Here is a 17505-nt window from a genome sequence, read left to right as displayed (position 1 = left end):
CGTGCCTTGGGGTCGATCCTGCCGCCGCGCGACCCTCGCCACAGCGCTGCTCATCGCGGCGACCGGCAGCGCTCAAGCGGAACCAGCTTCGCTCCCGCTCGAGACGTCTGCAATAAAGGCGCTCGCCACGCAGATCGTCGCGTCCGGGGATACGCATGGCCGCCCCTTTCTGATCGTAGACAAGGTGGCGGCGCAAGTGGTCGCGTTCGACGCGGACGGCACCGTGCGCGGCGGCACGCCCGCGCTGCTCGGGGCGGCGCGCGGCGATGTGCCTCCTGCGGGCATCGGATCGCGGCCCCTCGCGCAGATCGGACCCGCCGACCGGATCACCCAGGCGGGCCGGTTCGAAGCGCGGATCGGGCGCGATCTGCATGAGGATGTGCTGTGGATCGACTATGACACCGGCTTGTCACTGCACCGCGTCGTCACGACGAGCCGCATCGAACATCGCCTGACGCGGCTTGCGACCCCCACCCCGGATGACAATCGCGTATCATTCGGTTGCATCAACGTGCCCCGCATTTTCTACGAAACCGTCGTCGCGCCATTGTTCAGGCCAGCCGACGGGATCGTCTACATCCTGCCCGAGCAGCATACCCCCGGCGAAACCTTCCCGACCCTTCGATTGCCATCCGCACCCCGCAGCTGACTGGCACTTTCGGGACGACCTCAGTATCGGGTTCCTGTTTCAACCGCTCGGACAGAACACCGCCACCATGCCCGCCCGCATCAAGATCTTCTTCGATGGCGGTTGCCAACCGAACCCGGGGCGGATGGAAATTGCGCTCGTTGCGCGGGGGCAGACGCACATCCGCCGCGATCTTGGAGAAGGATCGAGCATGACGGCGGAATGGCTGGCGCTCATCGCGGCCGAGCAGCTCGCCCGCGATTTGGATCTTGCCCGTAGCGCCTATGTCCTGCTCGGAGACGCCGCCGCCGTCATCGCGCAGGCTTCGGATGCGCACCGCTGCCGCGGCCCATCCGCCGAGCATCGCGCTGCCCTGCTGGCGCTGGCGGGCGGCACCCTGCCCCCGATCCGCTACGTCCGACGCACGCAGAACCTCGCAGGCATCGCGCTCGCGCGGTTTCATGCGCGGTGACGATGGTCGACACGCTCTACACCTTCCGGCGATGCCCCTATGCGATGCGGGCGCGGCTCGCGCTTGCGGTGAGCGGCGTCCGGGTCGAAGTGCGGGAGATCAGGCTTCGCGCCAAGCCGGAGGCGATGCTTGCGGCCTCCCCCAAGGGGACCGTACCCGTGCTCGTCCTCGCCGGAGGTGGCGTGATCGACCAGAGCATCGATATCATGCGGTGGGCATTACACCGGCACGATCCCGAAGCATGGCTCGACGGCGACGATACCGCGCTGATCGCGGACTGCGACGACCGGTTCAAACACCATCTCGACCGCACCAAATACCCCGAACGCCACGGGTCCGATCCCGTCGCGCACCGCGTCGCCGCGGTCGAATGGCTCGGTCTGCTGGAACAGCGTCTGGCGCGGCATGATAACCTCTGCGGGACCCGGCGTTCCCTGACGGACTCCGCGATCATGCCGTTCGTCCGGCAATTCGCCGCGATCGACCCGGACTGGTTCGCGCAACTGCCTCTGCCGCGGGTACAGGACTGGCTCGCGCGCCACCTGCAATCGGCGCTGTTCGAGACCGTCATGGTCCGTTTCGATCCGTGGTCGCCCAAAGACGCCCCGATCCACTGGCCGTGATCCACCGCTCAGGCTTTGCGCTATTGCCCCGTCCTGTGTAGCGGCACGCGCATGTCCGATCCGCGTTCCTCCTCCGCCCCCTTCACGCTCGGCCTCGATTTCGGGACCACCAACTCGGTCGCCGCGATCGCGCGTGGCGGTGTGTCCGACCTGCTCCCGCTCGAGGCCCCGGACGGACCGGATGCCGCCTTCCGGTCCGCCCTGTGCTTCTGGGAGGACGATACGGTCAAAGGCGGGATCGCCGCCGAAGCCGGACCGTGGGCGATCGCCGAATATCTGGAATATCCGCAAGGCAGCCGCTTCCTGCAGTCGTTCAAGTCGGTGGCGGCCAACCCGACGTTCGAACACGCGACGATCTTCGATCGGCGCTACCGCTTCGAGGATCTCGGCCAGACGTTCCTCGACAAGATGGCGGCGCGGTCGAACGGGATGCTGGAGCGTGCGTCGCGGATCGTGGTGGGGCGTCCGGTCGAATATGCCGGGCACCGCCCCGACGCGGCGCTGGCGCGGCAACGCTATGACCTGATGTTCGGCAATCTCGGCGCGGAAGTGCATTATGTCTACGAACCGCTCGGCGCGGCGTTCAGCTATGCGTCGCGGATCAGCGACCCCGCTACGATCCTGGTCGCCGACTTCGGTGGCGGGACGAGCGATTTTTCGGTGGTGCGGATCGAAGCCCCCGGCGCGGCGCGGCGCTGTGTACCGCTCGGCCATGCCGGCGTCGGGATCGCGGGCGACCGGTTCGATGCGCGGATCGTCGAACAGCTCGTCATGCCGTTGCTGGGCGAAGGCGGTTCGTATCGCTCGTTCGACAAGATTCTTGAAATCCCACGCGGCTATTTCGCCGATTTTGCGGACTGGTCGCGGCTTGCGCTGATGCGCAACCGCCGGACCATTGCGGAGCTAGAGAAGCTGCGTAAGTCGGCGCTCGACCCGGACGCGATCGGGCGGATGATCGCGGTGATCGAGGAAGAACTGGGGTTTCCGCTGCACGAGGCGGTCGGGCGCGTGAAACGCGACCTTTCGCGCAACGAACACGCGCATTTCCACTTCCAGGGCGGGGGCTTGTCGATCGAGGCAGATGTCACCCGGGCGCAATTCGAAACGTGGATCGCCCCCGATATCGCGCGGATCGAAACCGCGGTCGATCACGTGCTCCAAATGTCGGCGACCACCGCGGCCACCATCGACCGCGTGTTCCTCACCGGCGGCTCGTCGCTGACGCCGCGGGTGCGGCGCATGTTTACCGAACGCTTCGGCGAAGATCGCATCGCGAGCGGTGGTGAGCTGACGTCGATCGCGCATGGCCTCGCGCTGATCGGGGAACAGGGCGATCTGGCGGCCTGGGCCGCCTGACGCATCAATAGGGCGGATCCCGCCGCTCGCGTTGCGCGCGGGCGGCTTCGGTCCACCAGGCGAGATCGTCGGCGAACCGCGGGAACGCCTTGGCGGCGGCGGCACCGCCCTCCCCGACCGGATTGCCCTCGGCATCGAACGCCTTGCCGATCCCACCGACCGCGAGCGGGGTCGAGGTGACGACCATGCCCATCTCGGACAGGATCCCGTGCCATGCCGTCGCCGAACGCGCACCCGCGAGGCGCCCCGCCGAATAGCTCGCGATCGCCGCCGGACGCCAATACCATTCTTCGAGGAAATGGTCGGTAAGGTTCTTGAGACCCGGCTGGACGCTCCAGTTATACTCCCCCGCGACGAACACGAAGGCATCCGCCGCACAAATCTTGGCCGCGAGTGCCTCCATCGCCGCGGGTGCGGTCCCGGTCGGATATTCCTTATACATGCGATCGAGCATCGGAAGGTCGACCGCCTTCGCATCGATGAGTTCGGGGCTCGCGCCACGCGCACGGAACGCCGTCACGAGGTACTCAGCCAGGCGAATGCCCAGGCGATCCGACCGGTAGGAGCCGTAGAAGATCAGAATGCGGTCGCTCATACGTCAGTTCTCCGGGAAAGATCGCTACACATACAAAACGCGCGGGTGTCGTCACACCGCGCGCGTCCGTACCCGGCTTTCGCCGATCCGTTACAGTATCATCAGAAAGCCGCAGAGATCGAGAACAGGATTTTCCCGTTCGCGATTGATTCGCCGTTCTTGGTCCGTGAGAAGTTCGGCTGCAGGTAAGCGGCCTCGCGGTTGCTGATATCGGTGTCGACATAGGCCGCACCGAAGGTCAGCGGCCCGACGACGTAGTCGAGTCCCACCAGCCAGTCCCAATATTCGCCCGTCGGGGTCACGCTCGTACCGTTTGGCCCAAGGCCGGGATTGCCCTTGGAATAGCCGATGTGCGCCTTGGCCGTCATCTTGGTGGTGGGAATGCCGACACTCGTATCGCCCCACAGGTACAGATTGTCCTGGCTCTGGCCACGGCTTTCCGGCGTATTGGAGAAGTTGCCCAGCGCCCGCTGCTTGGGCGCATAGGCGACGCCGGCCAGCAAAGTTGCCGGACCGAGCGTCCCGCTCACCTTGGCATAGGGTTCGGCAAAGTCCGTGTTGGCTGCGCCGCCCGGGTACATGTACCAGGTGAGGCCGACATCGACCGTGCCGTTGCCGATCGTGCGCTTATAGCCGCCGATCAGATCCAATTCGATATTGGCGCCGCCGAACGTGCCCCAGCCGGACAGGTTCGATCCCCAGAAGCCGCCGTAAAAGCCGCTCTCATGCGTGATCGTGACGCCGCCCTGGACGGCAATCTCTTCATCAGATTGGGAAACGCCCCGGAAACGATAGTCCGATACCAAGGCGACATTGCCGGTGACCGTCACCGGCGGAGGTGGCGCGGTTTCCTGCGCGGCAGCCGGAACGGCGGCGAGACACAGGGTTGAGGCAATACAATAGCGCAACATGGGATACCCTTCTGATCCAAGGAAAGGTTCCCGCCTGGGGCCGAGCTGCCGCCCCTCTCACTGCCCGAAGGCAGTGGTGGACGGTCGACTCGCACCAGCATCCTCTATCAGCCGCTCCCTCAATGACACATTGCTACTCTGTAACAAAGTATTGCTGAGATTGAGGTCATCAGGCCATCATCGCTGCCAACTTGGGAGACGCGCCAGTGAGTTCGACCGGATTGCCGCCTGCGCGCCGTCGCGACATGAACTCCTTGAGCAATTCGGCACAGGTATGGTCGACCTTGGTCAGCCCGGATACGTCCATCCGCACGATCCCGTGATCGGGCCCGCGCAACGGAAGCGATTCCAGCGTGTCCGACAGTTTGGGCAGCGTCACGAAGGTCGCGCTGCCCGACAAGGCCATGTCGGTCCCGTTCGTGCCCGCCGTCCGGTCGACATTGAGGCCAAGCCGACGCGCATGGGGCAAAAGCTCCAGCACCGACAGCGCGATACCAATCAACACGCCGGTCAACAGGTCCTGCGTCACCACGGTGACGAGCGTTACGAACCAGATCAACGCGGGCAGCACGCCGTAGCTGTGGAACAGATGCTTGACGTGCGCCAGGCTGACCAGACGGACGCCGGTGATCACCAGCACCGCGCCGAGCGCCGCCATCGGGATCTCGCGCAGCAACCACGGCAGCAACGCAACGAAGCCGAGGATCCAGACCCCGTGCAGCATCGTCGAGAGACGCGATGTCGCCCCCGCCTGGACGTTCGCCGAACTGCGGACGATCACGCCCGTCATCGGCAAGGCCCCTGCAACACCGCAGAGCAGGTTGCCGATGCCCTGTGCCCGCAATTCCTTGTTATAGTCGGTGCGCACACCGTCATGCATCCGGTCGACCGCCGCCGCTGACAGCAGCGTTTCCGCGCTGGCGATGAACGCAATCGCGATCGCCGCGACGATGATCGACGGATCGACCCATTTGGCAAGGAATTCGGGTCCCGGCAGCGCGATCGCCGAGACGATCGACTGCGGGACGTCGACGCGGTTGATCTGCAGCCCGAGCGCGAACGCGGTCAGCGTTCCGACCAGCACGCCGATCAGCGCGGCAGGCACCTGCTTCAGCGCAGCGGGACGGAAACGTTCCCAACCGAGCATGACGAGGATCGTCAGGACACCGATCATGAACGCATGTTCGACGTTGGAGACGTTGAGCGGCGACAGACCCATCAACCGTTCGGGCGCTGCCACAAGGTTCTGCAACCCGCTCGGCAATGGCCGTGCGTCAAACAGGACGTGGAACTGGCCGACGACGATCAGCACGCCGATGCCGGCCAACATGCCGTGCACAACAGCCGGCGAGATCGCGCGGAACCAACCGCCGAGTTTGGCGATGCCGGCGATCAGCTGGATCAGCCCGGCAAGAATGAGGATCGGACCAAGCGCCGAAAGACCCTTGTCTCGGACGAGCTCGAACACGACAACGGCAAGCCCCGCTGCCGGTCCTGAGACCTGCAGCGGGGAGCCTGAAAACGCACCGACGACAATGCCGCCGATAATACCGGTGATCAGCCCCTTTTCCGGCGGAACGCCGGAAGCGACCGCAATGCCCATACAGAGTGGCATCGCCACGAGAAACACGACGATCGACGCCGTGAAATCGCGCGTTGCCAACGCCATCGTGGGGAGCTTCACACCGAATTTGGTCATTCCGCAGCCTCCAGAAGAGGCTCACCAGCGGCAAACCGCTTCTGTGCAGCCAAGGCGACCGGCATCGGGTTACCTTCACTAATCTCTTCAAAACGACCGCTCGCACCATCGAGTGCCAGCACGACACCGTTGTGGATGTCGAAGAACCAACCATGCAACGCGATCTCGCCGCGCGCGATCCCCGATGCGACCGACGGATGCGTCCGCAGATGCGCGAGCTGCACCACGACGTTCTCGAGCGCGGCGGCACGTGCCTGCTCCGGTCCCGACAATTCCGGGTAACCGTCGCGAACGACGCTGAATGCGGCATCGCTGTGGCGCAGCCAGGCGGCGACGTTGGGCATGGTTTCGAGCGAACCCGGCTTCATCAGCGCCTTCATCGCGCCGCAGTCGGAGTGACCGCAGATGATGATGTCGCGCACGCCAAGCACCATCACCGCGAATTCGACCGTCGAGGTCACGCCACCATTGGCGTTGCTGAACGGCGGGACGATGTTGCCCGCGTTACGGCAGACGAACAGGTCGCCCGGTGCAGCCTGGAGGATTTCCTCGGGTACGACCCGCGAATCCGAGCATGAGATGATCAGCGCCTTGGGGCTTTGCCCATTGGCAGCGAGGTTCTGGTAGAGCGCGCTCCTCTGTGGAAAAACGTTCTTCTGAAAGTCGAAGACGCGACCGATGAGCTCGTTCATGCACTGTGCTCCTGCTGTTGGCTCCGCAATATGGATTTCGCGGATTTCACAGGAAACGGTACGGGTGGCGCCTTGCTGCAACGCGGCACGTTTGTAAAAAAGGATTGCCGTTCAAAGGCAAACCCGTGGCACGATCCCGGTCCTGTCAGCGTGTGCGTGGCAGCTGGATCTCGGCGCGCAATCCGCCCTCAAGACGGTTGCTGAGGGTGAGGTTGCCCTTCTCGAGCTCGACCGCGCGACACACGATCGCCAGACCCAGCCCGAGCCCCAGCGTATCGCGCCGCCGGGCGGTATCGAGCCGGACGAACGGTTCAAGCACGCTGCGCAGCTGTTCTTCCGGAATGCCGGGACCATCGTCCTCGACCCGCACGATCACCGCATCGGGTTCGAGACTGAGCGCGATCGTAACGTGCTCGCCATGATGCAGTCCGTTCTCGACCAGGTTCGACAGCGCCCGCTTGACGCCGAGCTGCCGGAAGACATGCTCGAGATGATCGGGTCCGACATAGGTCACCGCGCGCCCGTGGTCGGCGGCATCATCAGCGAGCGTGGCGCACAGCACACCTAGATCAGCGAGCACGGGCTTCTCCGGGTCGTCTTCCCCGCCGAGGAACGCGAGCAACGATCCGACCATCGCGTCCATCTCCGCCACGTCTTCCAGGATTTCGTCGCGGACCGGTTCGGTCGGGATGCTTTCCGCGCGCAAGCGCAACCGCGCGAGCGGTGTGCGGATATCGTGGCCGACCGCTGCCAGCGCCTGCGTGCGATCAGTGATGAGTTGCTGGATCCGCGCCTGCATCCGATTAAACGCGGTGATCACGCGGCGGACCTCGGTCGGCCCTTCCTCCGCAAGCGGCGCGGCTTCCGCGGTCCCGAACCGATCTGCCGCACTCGCGAGCAGCCGCATCGGCCGCAACGTCCGCCCGATCAGCCCGCCGCCAAGCGCCATCACGACGCCGGCGATCCCGAGCGCGATCAGGATACGATTGCGCGACTGGTCGAGGCTGTCGATCGCCTCGGCCGTGCGGAAATAGAGCCAGCTGCCATCGGGCAACCCCGCCGCGCCCGAGACGTAGGAGCCCGTCACCGCAGGCTCGAGCCGCATCCGCAGCGGCGAGGACTGGAGCACCGGCTCCCAGGCGAGCACCTTGGCCCGCATTTCGGACAAGGCCGGGTCGCTCCGCGGCGGCGCTTCGGTGTGCCACGCCATCGCATAATGCGCGGTCGAGACCGAACGCGCCATCGCCTCCCGCCCGGAGCGCGGGTGATCCGCCATCAACCGCCGCGCGATGACCAGATGTTCGGCGAGCCGTCGCCCCTCGTCGTCGCGGACCGAGAATTGGCTCGCGCGCTCGTACAACACGGTACTCATGCCGAACTCGACCAGGGTCGCGAACAGCAGGATCGCGACGACCCGCCCGATCAGCCCGAGCGAGGGTCGCGTGAACGTCATTACGACCGCTCGACGGTCGCGTTGAACATGTAGCCGACGCCGCGCACCGTCACGATCGGCGGCGGCTGATCACCGACCGACAGCTTGCGCCGCAACCGGCTGACCAGCACGTCGACGCTGCGATCTGTGCTGTCGCCCATCCGGGTGCGCGACAGTTCGATCAGCCGCTCGCGCGCGATCACGCGACCGGCATGGTCGAGCAGGCTGGTCAGCAGGTCGAATTCCGCCCCCGTCAGATCGACCACCGCACCGCTGGGCGCCCGCAATTCACGGCGCGGCAGGTTCACCGTCCAGCCGTCGAACGCAATGAGCCCCTGCTCGCGGTCCTTCATCTCGCGCGGCGCATCGACCCGACGCAGCACCGCCCGGATCCGCGCGGTCAGTTCGCGCGTGCCGAACGGCTTGGCGAGATAATCGTCCGCGCCGAGTTCGAGCCCCACCACCCGGTCGGTCTCGCTACCGCGCGCACTGACGAAGATGATCGGCACGTTGCTTTGCTGGCGCAGCTTGCGGCACAGCTCGATCCCGTCGGTGCCGGGCAGCATGATGTCGAGCAGCACCAGATCGACCGGCCCCGCTTCCATCGCCAGCCACATCTCGGGCGCGGAAGCCGCGGGTCTAACGAGATAACCATGCTCCTGCAACGCGCGGGTGGTCAGCGTGCGCAGAGCGGGGTCGTCTTCGACCAGCACGATCGTTGGGGGAGTTGTCATAAGCAGCACGTCTAACCTTAGGGGTTGGAAGGGCTTCGGTACGGATGCCAGCCTGCGCGGTCAACGCGCCGGCACAGCGTGCCGTAAGGGCGCCGCAAGAGCAACGTTTCATCACAGTCTGGCGAAGGGCGGGAAAATGACGCGTCGTATATGATGCTCAACGAATTCTATCGGAGGCTGCATTCATGCTACGTACCGCATTCACGGTCGCCATCGTCCCCGCACTCGCTTTGGTCGCAGCCCCCGCTTTCGCTGGCGGCGCGAGCATGAGCCGCGCCGAGCAGGCCGCCTTCGCGCGCTGCCAGCTTCGCCAACCCCATATGCAGTCCGGCAAGGGCTTGATCTTCCAGCCGCAGAATTGCCGCCAGATCGCCCGCATCGAGACTGCCCAGTATTCGCCGAAGCTACCCCTGGCTTCGCGCGGAGTCGGGATCGACTGAGCGACGCTCAGCGACCCAATGGACCGCCGGCCCCCCACCCTGATCTTCGGCGGTCCACCATACACTTGAAAGCCCCGGGAAACCGGGGCTTTTTTTTGGCGTGGTGATACCGGGCACACGGCGCAGGCTGCGTAACTCTACGGATGGCGATCGCTGCCGGGCGGCGCGTAAACCTAGTACATCCACGGCGTTACCGGAGATTTGCGATGGTCCAGTTCAACAGCACGGCGCATCCCCTCCGGCACGTCGTCATCCTTGGCCACCCCGCCGAGAACAGCTTCAATCATGCGATCGCAGACCAATATTGCACCGCGGTGCGCGCGTGCGGGCAGGAAGCGGTCCTGCGCGACCTGTACGCGCTCGATTTCGATCCGCGGCTGCGCGCGACCCACCGTCCCGGCGCGATCGGCAATCACCTGACCAGCGACGTATCGCGCGAACTGGGGTTCCTGCGCGAGGCCGATGTCGTCGTCTTCGTCTATCCCTTGTGGTTCGGCATGCCGCCCGCGATCATCAAGGGCTATGTCGACCGCGTGCTGGGGGCCGCACTGACCCCGGATTCGATCGTGCGGAATATTCCCGATGCCGTCCTCGACGGGCGGACCTTCGCGACCTTCTCGACATCGGCCACAACGCGCGCCTGGCTCGAGGAACAGGGCCAGTGGGTAGCGCTGCAGCACGCGTTCGATCGCTACCTGTTGTCGATCTTCGGGATGCAGGACGGCGGGCACACGCATTTCGAGGCAGTCGTCGAGCATCTCGATCCGCAATATGCGCGCGAAATGCTGGACAGGGTGGAGCAATCCGCGCGCAAACTGTGCAGCACGCTCTCCGCCGCGCGCCATGCGCTTACCGCACGGGAAGCGATGGGGGCCTTCGCAATCCCGGAATGACCGTTCGCGCAGGGGTGACGCGGTGGTAGCGAACTTCCGTTTGCCGCTGGTCTGCCATCAGGCTCGAACATTATCAGCGCGGGAGTGCCGTCATCCTGTCGACGCCGATTCAGGCAGTTAGTGTCGTCTTAAGAGTCGCGATCTAGACCAAGCCGATGCGATCGGCTCGAAGGGACAGGCGGGAATCAGGGAGTGACGCCCCCCTTCCGAGCTATCGGAGCCATTTCGTCTACCCGTTATGCGCCGCCCTGGCGGCTGCCGGCATCATCATGGTCACGTTGCTGATCTGGCTGACGGTCCAGTCCGACAGGCAAGAAGCCGTCCGGGAAACGGAACTGGCGAAGCTGGTCATCTCGAACCGCCTCGACTTCATGGTCCGCAACCAGAGCGATTACGCAACATGGGATGATGCCGTCGCCAAGCTGGTGCTGACGATGGATCGCGACTGGGCCAACGACAACATTGGCCCCTACCTGTTTCACACCCAGGGCTACGAACACAGCTTCGTCATCGATGCCCATGATCAAGCGATTTATGCCAGTGATCGTGATCATGCGGCCAGGCTGGACCCGTTCACCCTGATGGGCCCAACGCTCAAACAGGTGATAGGGGAATTGAGGAAGACGCCGACGGGCGAGGATCATCGTATCCGCGGTTTGATCCGCATCGGTAACCAACCTGCCGTCTTCAGCATTGCCGCGATCATCCCCGATCCGGGCAAGGTCAAGCTGCCTGCCGGTCCTGCGTCATACCTCCTGTTTATCGACGTGCTGACGCAGGATCAGATCGCCTCCCTCGGTGCCGATCGTCGCCTTGAGCAGATGCGCTTTCTCCCTTCCGGCACGCAGGAAGACAGCCGCCTGGGTAAAGTTGAACTCAGGGGGTACGATGGTGCGTTCATCGGCGAGCTGGTCTGGACCCGCCAGCTTCCCGGAACCGCGTTGCGTGACATCGCCTTGCCGATCCTGCTGCTGATCATGGTGGTACTGGGCCTGATCGGTGCGCGTATTCTGCGGCATTGTCGTCGTGCCATCCAGCAGACCAATGCAGCAATGCTGAGGTCCGCCGCGGATGCAGATGACGCGCGAAACGCGCTCGACGCGCTCACCCTCGCCCGTGCTGAAGCGGCAGACGCGGACGCTGCGGCCCGTGTGCGTCTGGAGACAACCGTCGGCGAAGTCCGACGGGACAATGCTGAACTGAACGAGCGGCTGAAGGCCGCCAGACAGGCAGCATTGATTGATGCCAGAATGCGGCTCGAGCAACGGCTCGGACCTGCCATCAAGACAATCCGGCACCAGGGGCGGGTATTGGAAACCGCTTCGAAACGGGTGCGGGATCAAGCCGGCGGGCTTCAGGAGCTGGTAACCGTCGCCACCAGCGCGGCAGCGCAGACCGATCTGCACATGACCGAACTGGTACCCAAGGCGGTTGCGTTCGCCGAGGCAGGACAAGAGATCCAGCATAAGACCGGCTTCGCGCTGAGCGAAGTAAAGCGCGCGAGTTGCGACGGCCAGCAAGTGGGTGCCAGTGTTGCCGCTCTGGCCAAGGCATTGGGTGAGATCGAAACCGTCGTCGATGCCATCGATCGCGTCTCGAAGCAGACGAACCTGCTGGCGCTCAATGCCAGCATCGAAGCGGCCCGGTCGGGCATGGCAGGCGCCGGTTTTGCGGTTGTCGCCAACGAGGTGAAGGCACTCGCCAATCATACGGCCGAGCTGACACGCCAGGTCGCCGGACAACTCGATGAGCTTCGTGTGCAGACGGTCACCACTTCGACCTCGGTCGACACGATCGTGGCGGCCCTCGGCCGAACAGAAGCGGCCTCCGGTGTGATCGCAACGGCGGTCCATCGTCAGGTCGATGGTGTCTTGATGATCCGTGGTGGCATTGAGGCAGTCGCTGACGAAAGCAGGACCACTGCCGCGGCGGTTACCAACGCGAGCTCGGCAATCGCAATTGGGAATGCTGCCGCTGACCAGATGGACGCAGCCGTTACCGATCTGTCCAGCACCCTTTCCGACCTCGGTGACGACATCAACCGCTTCCTCCGTCAACTGGAGGCGGCCTGATGCTCGACGCCAGACCTGCGCTCGTCGCGTCTTTCGCACCCACGCCGGGCACCGCGGAATCCGCGGAGGCATCCGGTCCCCGCCCGAACCGGAACCCGGATGCCATTCCCGATGGCAAGGCGACGAACGACACCAAGATCAACATCAGCGTGAACGCTTCGGTGGTAAGCGATTACCGCTTTCGAGGGGTTACCCAATCGGCAGGCCGTGCAGCCGTGCAGGGATCCGTAGAAGTCGCCAGCCCCGTCGGTTTGTATGCCGGTACATGGGGATCGAGCATTGCCGCGTATGAGGGTGCGCACGCCGAACTCGACTTCTACGGGGGTTACCGCGCGAACGTGTCCAGCATCGATCTCGACATCGGTGTCATCTCCTATCTGTACCCGGGTGCGAACGGGGTCAGCAGTGCGGAGGTGTACCTGGCCGGTGCCAAGGACGTGGGCGATGCGACCCTGAAGTTGGGGATCAGTTACACGCCCCATCAGGACGCGCTTGGCCCCGGCAATGGCGTGTACATGTTTGCCGAAGCCGAGAAGCCATTGCCAGGACTACCCCTCAAGGTGCGAAGCCATATTGGTCGCGAAACGGGCGTGAACACGGTGACCGGCACCCCCAAGCTGGACTGGTTACTGGGCGCCGACGCCCGCACCGGCCCGGCCACGATCTCGCTTGCATGGGTCGATGCGCGTTACCGCGGACGCAATAGCCAGGATCATCACGGCGGAAGCGTCGTCGCAGCCGTGGCTTTCGATTTCTGACCCCGCGAGGATTGCGCGGGGTGCGCGGCACTCGAGATACGCACCACGATGCCTGACGCAGGCTGTAGTTGTCAGCGCTAACTGCGACGGTCTTTGAGCGCCGAATGGCGCGATATACGTCACAGTGTGGTGGGAAACGGACTGGCAGCTTTCGGGAAGGCGGCCAGCAATAGCCAACAGTGCACAGTGCTGCCGCCTCTCCCGAAAAGGATCGAATATTGGGAATTGCAGCCGATCGATCGTTGACGTAGCGTTGTCGCGTTCTCGGGAGTCTTTCGAAATGATCCAGCGTCACCGCTAAAGCGGCAAAGCATACGCCAGCGGAGTAATCCGCCGACTGGGCTCTGTTTTCGAGAAGATCATGCAAAGACTAAATAGCAAGACGTGCGTCATCACCGGCGCTGCGCGTGGCATCGGCCGCGCAATCGCAGCCCGCTTCCATGACGAAGGTGCTGTCGTCATCGTCACCGACATCGACAAAGCGACAGGAACGGCAACGGCGGCTGAAATAGGATGTCGTTTCGAACCGCTCGATGTGCGCGAGGAAGCTGACTGGCTGCGGTTGGCCAGTATCGTTCCCATAGCCGACGTCGTCGTCAACAACGCCGGGGTGACGGGGTTCGAAGCGGGCATGACATTGCACGACCCGGAACACGCCAGCTTGGCGGACTGGCGCGCGGTTCACCGGGTCAACCTCGACGGGACGTTCCTCGGTTGTCGCTACGCGATCGGCGCGATGAAGGCTGCGGGGGCCGGTTCGATCATCAACATATCCTCCCGCTCGGGACTGGTCGGCATCCCTACGGCTGCGGCTTATGCCTCGTCCAAGGCGGCGATCCGGAACCACAGCAAGACGGTCGCGCTCTACTGCGCACAACAGGGCTGGAAGATACGCTGCAATTCGGTCCACCCGGCTGCCATCCTCACGCCGATCTGGGAGCCGATGCTCGGAAGCGGTCCCGATCGCGACGCCAGAATGCAGGCGTTTGTGGCGGACACGCCGCTCAAGCGGTTCGGGATGCCTGAGGAAGTTGCGGCCATTGCGGTAATGCTGGCCTCAGATGAAGCGACCTATGTCACCGGGACGGAAGTGATCATCGATGGCGGGCTGCTCGCCGGTTCTGCCGCTTCGCCCGGCTGACGACCGCGACGGGCGTGGTCGACCACGCCCGTCAGTCTTTCCCGGAACGGAACCTTCAGCGGGACAGTCGCCGGAACGGTCGCGTCGACAGCGGTCGGGAGCATCTCTCTTCTCAAAATCTGTTCCCGATCGCGCTTGTCCGAATTGCCCCGCTGGAGATCGAAATACAGCAGAGATCGCACTCAACGAACGGCTGTTATCGTGAGCCCCGGTCGCCAAACTGAGCGTCCGGGTGTGGGCGAAACAGAACAACCGCTCGCCAAACCTGCGCCTACAGAAACAACTTGCGGACCGACAGGCGTACGGTCCGCCCCAACGGATTGAGATACCCCGGCTGATACGCGACCGGCGTCGTGCCGTTGGCATCGGTCACGCGCTGGCGCGTGTCGAACAGGTTGTCGACCGACACCGCGACCCGCATCCCGCGCATCCACGGGTGCGCCTTGACCAGATCGAGCCGCTGCCCGAGATCGCCGAACAACCGCACGCCGACCGTCCCCAGCCCCGAGAAGCGCAGCGATTGCGGATTGCCGATCGTCCCGCCGTTGACGTCGGTCGCGCTTTGCCAGTTGGCAGAGAAGCGCAGGCCGATACCGTTGTTGTTATAGCCCGCCTGCCCCTCCAGCTCGTGCCGCGGCTGCCCGCCGCTCGATCCGATCGCGTCGCCGTTGAGCAGGTCGAGCGCGGGGCCGTTCTGCTGCACCAGCACGCGGTTGGTGAAGTGCCAGGTGTGATACAGAGCAAACTGCAATCGGCCACCGGCATTGCCACGCCCGCCGAAGCCCCGACCACCGCCGCCGCCGCCGGGACCACCCCCGCCTCCAGGCCCACCCCGACCAGCACCCGCGCCAGGGCCACCCGGCCCGCCCTGCTGATCCGGTCGCGCACCGCCCGGCGGACGCAACCCGGCGAACGGGTTGGGTCCGGTGCCTGCGCGGAATGCCTCGATCTGCTTCTGGATCTTCGATTTGAGCGGCGCCGAGAAGTTCACACCCCAGCGCAGCTCCGACCGGCTTGTCTCTGCGAAGTTTATCGGCCGTGTATCAAGGCGTTGCAAAACACCTCCGGCATCGCGTGTGAAGCGATCCGGAAACGCTTCTTCGATCGCGGCGGTCGCGGTCGGGAAGGCGACGATCGGGTTTTCCACCCGCGCCTGGACGTAATTGGCGGACAGCGCGAATTGCTTGGCGCTCCACGGCTTGAGCGTCACCCCGACCTTGACCGTGTGGCTGCTGCTCGCGCGCAGATTGGGGTTGCCCCCCGACAGGGTCGTGACGACCGCATTCTGGCCGAGCACATAATCGAACACCGCGATATTGGGCGTCGTGATCTGCGGATTGCCGAGTTGCTGCGGCGTCGGCGCGCCGTCCTGATCGGTGACCGAGGCGATGATCCGCAGCGGCACCACCGGCGACCAGTTGACGCCATAGCCGATCGTCTTGAGCGTGCCGAAGTCGGAGAGATGGTCGAGCGCGAGATTGCCGTTGACCGACAAAGTACCGACCGCAGCGAGCACGTCCTTCGCCCGGCTGGTCAGGGGCACGTCGACGTTGAGCTGACCGTTGACTGTCTGGCGCGACACGTTTCCGCTCGACGTCAGCCCGGCGCGGAGCGAACGGCTGCTGAAGTCGGTAAGGTCGCCGCCGACCCGGACGCTGGTCGTCACTTCGCCCGCCGGGAGCCGCACCACGCTGCCGGTCAGCAACGCGTCGATCTGCGTCTCGTTCGACACCGAATAGCCGAAGTTCGACGGCAGCGGCCCGATCGCCCCCGGGGTGAGAACCCCGAACGGATTGGCGCTTGGATCGTTCGCGAACAGTCGCGCCTGGAACGCAGCGGTATCCAGCCCGGTATCGGTGAAGGTCTTCGCTTCATTATGGTCGTAGGCACCCGTGACCGACCATTGCCAACCGCCGAGCCCACCGTTGAGCACCGTGCCCAGATGCGTCGCCACGGTCGATCCATGCTGCGCGATCGGCAGATAGTCGCCGGTCAGCGCACGATCGACCACCACCGTGTTCGCAAAAGGCGAGAACGGATTGCCCGCGGGCAAGGTCAGCGCGACCGTCGGCAAACCGAGCATCGCGTCGCTGCTCGTCGTGCCCAGCGTCGCATTGACCGTCGCGGAAACCTTGCCGAAGGTGCGCGCATAGGTCGTGTTGGCGTTGAACGTCCGCGTCTGCGGGAGCAAAGTGCGATACGGCGTCACGTCGGTCGTATTCGCCTTGCCGGCGGTGCCGACGAAATCGCCGAGCGTCGGGGTGGTGCCGGTCACGCCCGCGATCGTCGCGCCCCCCAGCGCCGGATCGATCGCCGCGCCGTTGCCGCCGACGACATTGCCGCCGATCGCAAAAGGCGTCGGCGTCCGCACGATCCCGCGCTCGTCCTCGGTCAACGCGGCGGCACCCTGATATTGCAGATGCAGGTTGAGCCGCCCGCCCTTGGCGATCTGGAGCAGGTCGAGCTCGGCCTGTGGCTGGTTACGCCCGCCTGCGGTCGCAACGCGATCGGCCAGTTCGACCGTCGCCGCCTTGAAGCGGCGGCGGAGTACGAAATTGACGACCTTCTGGTCCGCGCGATAGCCATATTTGAGCGCGACTTCTTCGGGCAGGATGTCGACCCGCTGGATCGCCTCGGTCGGCAGGTCGCGGATCTCCTGGAACCCGGAAATGCGCTTGCCGTCGATCAGCACCACCGGCGCGCCGCCGCTGCCGCGGTCGCTGCGGATCTGCGGGCTGAGTTCCGCCAGCAGCTCGGTCACCGATCCGACCCCGTAGGAGCGGATGTCGGCGGGGCTCAATTGCTGTTCGGGCGGAATGTCGCCGACCACCGAGCCCGGAGGGCGCGATCCCTGCACGACGATATCGGGGCCGTCCTCGCCGACATCGGTCGCGCCCCCGCCCGTCTCGGGCTCGGCGGTCGCGGGGGTCGAGGGAGTCACTGGTGTCGCGGGCGGAGTCGCCTGCTGCGCGAAAGCGAAGCTCGGGGTCGCCGCGAGCGCGAGCGTTAACAGGACAGTCGATCGCGTCATTGGGGTTCCGGTAGGTTACGGGGGCGCA

At 64.8% G+C, this 17505-nt stretch carries 16 protein-coding genes; 9 read left to right on the top strand and 7 right to left on the bottom strand.

Going from position 1 to position 17505, the window contains the following annotated elements:
- Nucleotide 1: 1 nt before the first annotated feature.
- The 4 genes from ABIC17_RS07295 to ABIC17_RS07280 all read left to right on the top strand — a co-directional run bounded on the left by ABIC17_RS07295 (nucleotide 2) and on the right by ABIC17_RS07280 (nucleotide 3079).
- Nucleotides 2-649 carry a L,D-transpeptidase gene (locus ABIC17_RS07295; RefSeq protein WP_354280457.1) on the top strand — a complete coding sequence of 216 codons (648 nt, stop codon included), beginning with the start codon at nucleotides 2-4 and terminating at the stop codon, nucleotides 647-649.
- Nucleotides 650-716: 67 nt separating this feature from the next.
- Nucleotides 717-1100, top strand: a complete 384-nt coding sequence (locus ABIC17_RS07290) for a ribonuclease H family protein (RefSeq protein ID WP_354280455.1) — start codon at nucleotides 717-719, stop codon at nucleotides 1098-1100.
- 2 nt (nucleotides 1101-1102) lie between these two features.
- Nucleotides 1103-1723 (top strand): glutathione S-transferase, encoded by a 621-nt coding sequence (locus ABIC17_RS07285; RefSeq protein WP_354280615.1) that lies wholly within the window; start codon nucleotides 1103-1105, stop codon nucleotides 1721-1723.
- 51 nt (nucleotides 1724-1774) lie between these two features.
- Nucleotides 1775-3079, top strand: coding sequence for an Hsp70 family protein (locus ABIC17_RS07280; protein ID WP_354280454.1), 1305 nt, complete (start codon nucleotides 1775-1777; stop codon nucleotides 3077-3079).
- 4 nt (nucleotides 3080-3083) lie between these two features.
- Here the strand turns inward: ABIC17_RS07280 and ABIC17_RS07275 are convergent, their stop codons facing one another.
- The 6 genes from ABIC17_RS07275 to ABIC17_RS07250 all read right to left on the bottom strand — a co-directional run bounded on the left by ABIC17_RS07275 (nucleotide 3084) and on the right by ABIC17_RS07250 (nucleotide 9142).
- The gene (locus tag ABIC17_RS07275; protein ID WP_354280452.1) at nucleotides 3084-3674 is read right to left on the bottom strand and encodes an NADPH-dependent FMN reductase; all 591 of its coding nucleotides are present in this window, start codon (nucleotides 3672-3674) and stop codon (nucleotides 3084-3086) included.
- 101 nt (nucleotides 3675-3775) lie between these two features.
- On the bottom strand, nucleotides 3776-4585 hold the full coding sequence (locus tag ABIC17_RS07270; protein WP_354280450.1) for a TorF family putative porin: 810 nt from the start codon (nucleotides 4583-4585) through the stop codon (nucleotides 3776-3778).
- A 169-nt stretch (nucleotides 4586-4754) separates the two neighbouring features.
- On the bottom strand, nucleotides 4755-6284 hold the full coding sequence (locus tag ABIC17_RS07265; protein ID WP_354280448.1) for a SulP family inorganic anion transporter: 1530 nt from the start codon (nucleotides 6282-6284) through the stop codon (nucleotides 4755-4757).
- Nucleotides 6281-6976 (bottom strand): carbonic anhydrase, encoded by a 696-nt coding sequence (locus ABIC17_RS07260; RefSeq protein ID WP_354280613.1) that lies wholly within the window; start codon nucleotides 6974-6976, stop codon nucleotides 6281-6283. The genes ABIC17_RS07265 and ABIC17_RS07260 overlap by 4 nt, the downstream gene beginning before the upstream one ends.
- Nucleotides 6977-7121: 145 nt before the next feature.
- The gene (locus ABIC17_RS07255; protein ID WP_354280446.1) at nucleotides 7122-8429 is read right to left on the bottom strand and encodes an ATP-binding protein; all 1308 of its coding nucleotides are present in this window, start codon (nucleotides 8427-8429) and stop codon (nucleotides 7122-7124) included.
- Nucleotides 8429-9142 carry a response regulator gene (locus ABIC17_RS07250; protein ID WP_354280444.1) on the bottom strand — a complete coding sequence of 238 codons (714 nt, stop codon included), beginning with the start codon at nucleotides 9140-9142 and terminating at the stop codon, nucleotides 8429-8431. Before ABIC17_RS07250 ends, ABIC17_RS07255 begins: the two co-directional genes overlap by 1 nt.
- Nucleotides 9143-9327: 185 nt before the next feature.
- Between ABIC17_RS07250 and ABIC17_RS07245 the strand changes: the two genes are divergently transcribed.
- The 5 genes from ABIC17_RS07245 (at nucleotide 9328) to ABIC17_RS07225 (ending at nucleotide 14446) form a co-directional block, all read left to right on the top strand.
- A complete protein-coding gene (locus ABIC17_RS07245; protein WP_354280443.1) occupies nucleotides 9328-9582 on the top strand; it encodes a hypothetical protein in 255 nt (84 codons plus the stop codon).
- Nucleotides 9583-9788: 206 nt separating this feature from the next.
- Nucleotides 9789-10475, top strand: coding sequence for an NAD(P)H-dependent oxidoreductase (locus ABIC17_RS07240; protein ID WP_354280441.1), 687 nt, complete (start codon nucleotides 9789-9791; stop codon nucleotides 10473-10475).
- 269 nt (nucleotides 10476-10744) lie between these two features.
- A complete protein-coding gene (locus tag ABIC17_RS07235; protein ID WP_354280440.1) occupies nucleotides 10745-12547 on the top strand; it encodes a methyl-accepting chemotaxis protein in 1803 nt (600 codons plus the stop codon).
- On the top strand, nucleotides 12547-13305 hold the full coding sequence (locus ABIC17_RS07230; RefSeq protein ID WP_354280438.1) for a TorF family putative porin: 759 nt from the start codon (nucleotides 12547-12549) through the stop codon (nucleotides 13303-13305). Before ABIC17_RS07235 ends, ABIC17_RS07230 begins: the two co-directional genes overlap by 1 nt.
- Nucleotides 13306-13666: 361 nt before the next feature.
- A complete protein-coding gene (locus ABIC17_RS07225) occupies nucleotides 13667-14446 on the top strand; it encodes an SDR family oxidoreductase (RefSeq protein WP_354280436.1) in 780 nt (259 codons plus the stop codon).
- Nucleotides 14447-14717: 271 nt separating this feature from the next.
- Here the strand turns inward: ABIC17_RS07225 and ABIC17_RS07220 are convergent, their stop codons facing one another.
- Complete coding sequence (locus ABIC17_RS07220; RefSeq protein ID WP_354280435.1) at nucleotides 14718-17477, bottom strand: TonB-dependent receptor; 2760 nt, start codon at nucleotides 17475-17477, stop codon at nucleotides 14718-14720.
- Nucleotides 17478-17505: the final 28 nt, after the last annotated feature.

This window comes from Sphingomonas sp. PvP056 (assembly GCF_040549155.1).
Taxonomy (GTDB): Bacteria; Pseudomonadota; Alphaproteobacteria; order Sphingomonadales; family Sphingomonadaceae; genus Sphingomonas.
Note: the sequence above shows the minus strand (reverse complement) of the source record. Positions and strands in the feature narration are given on the sequence as shown.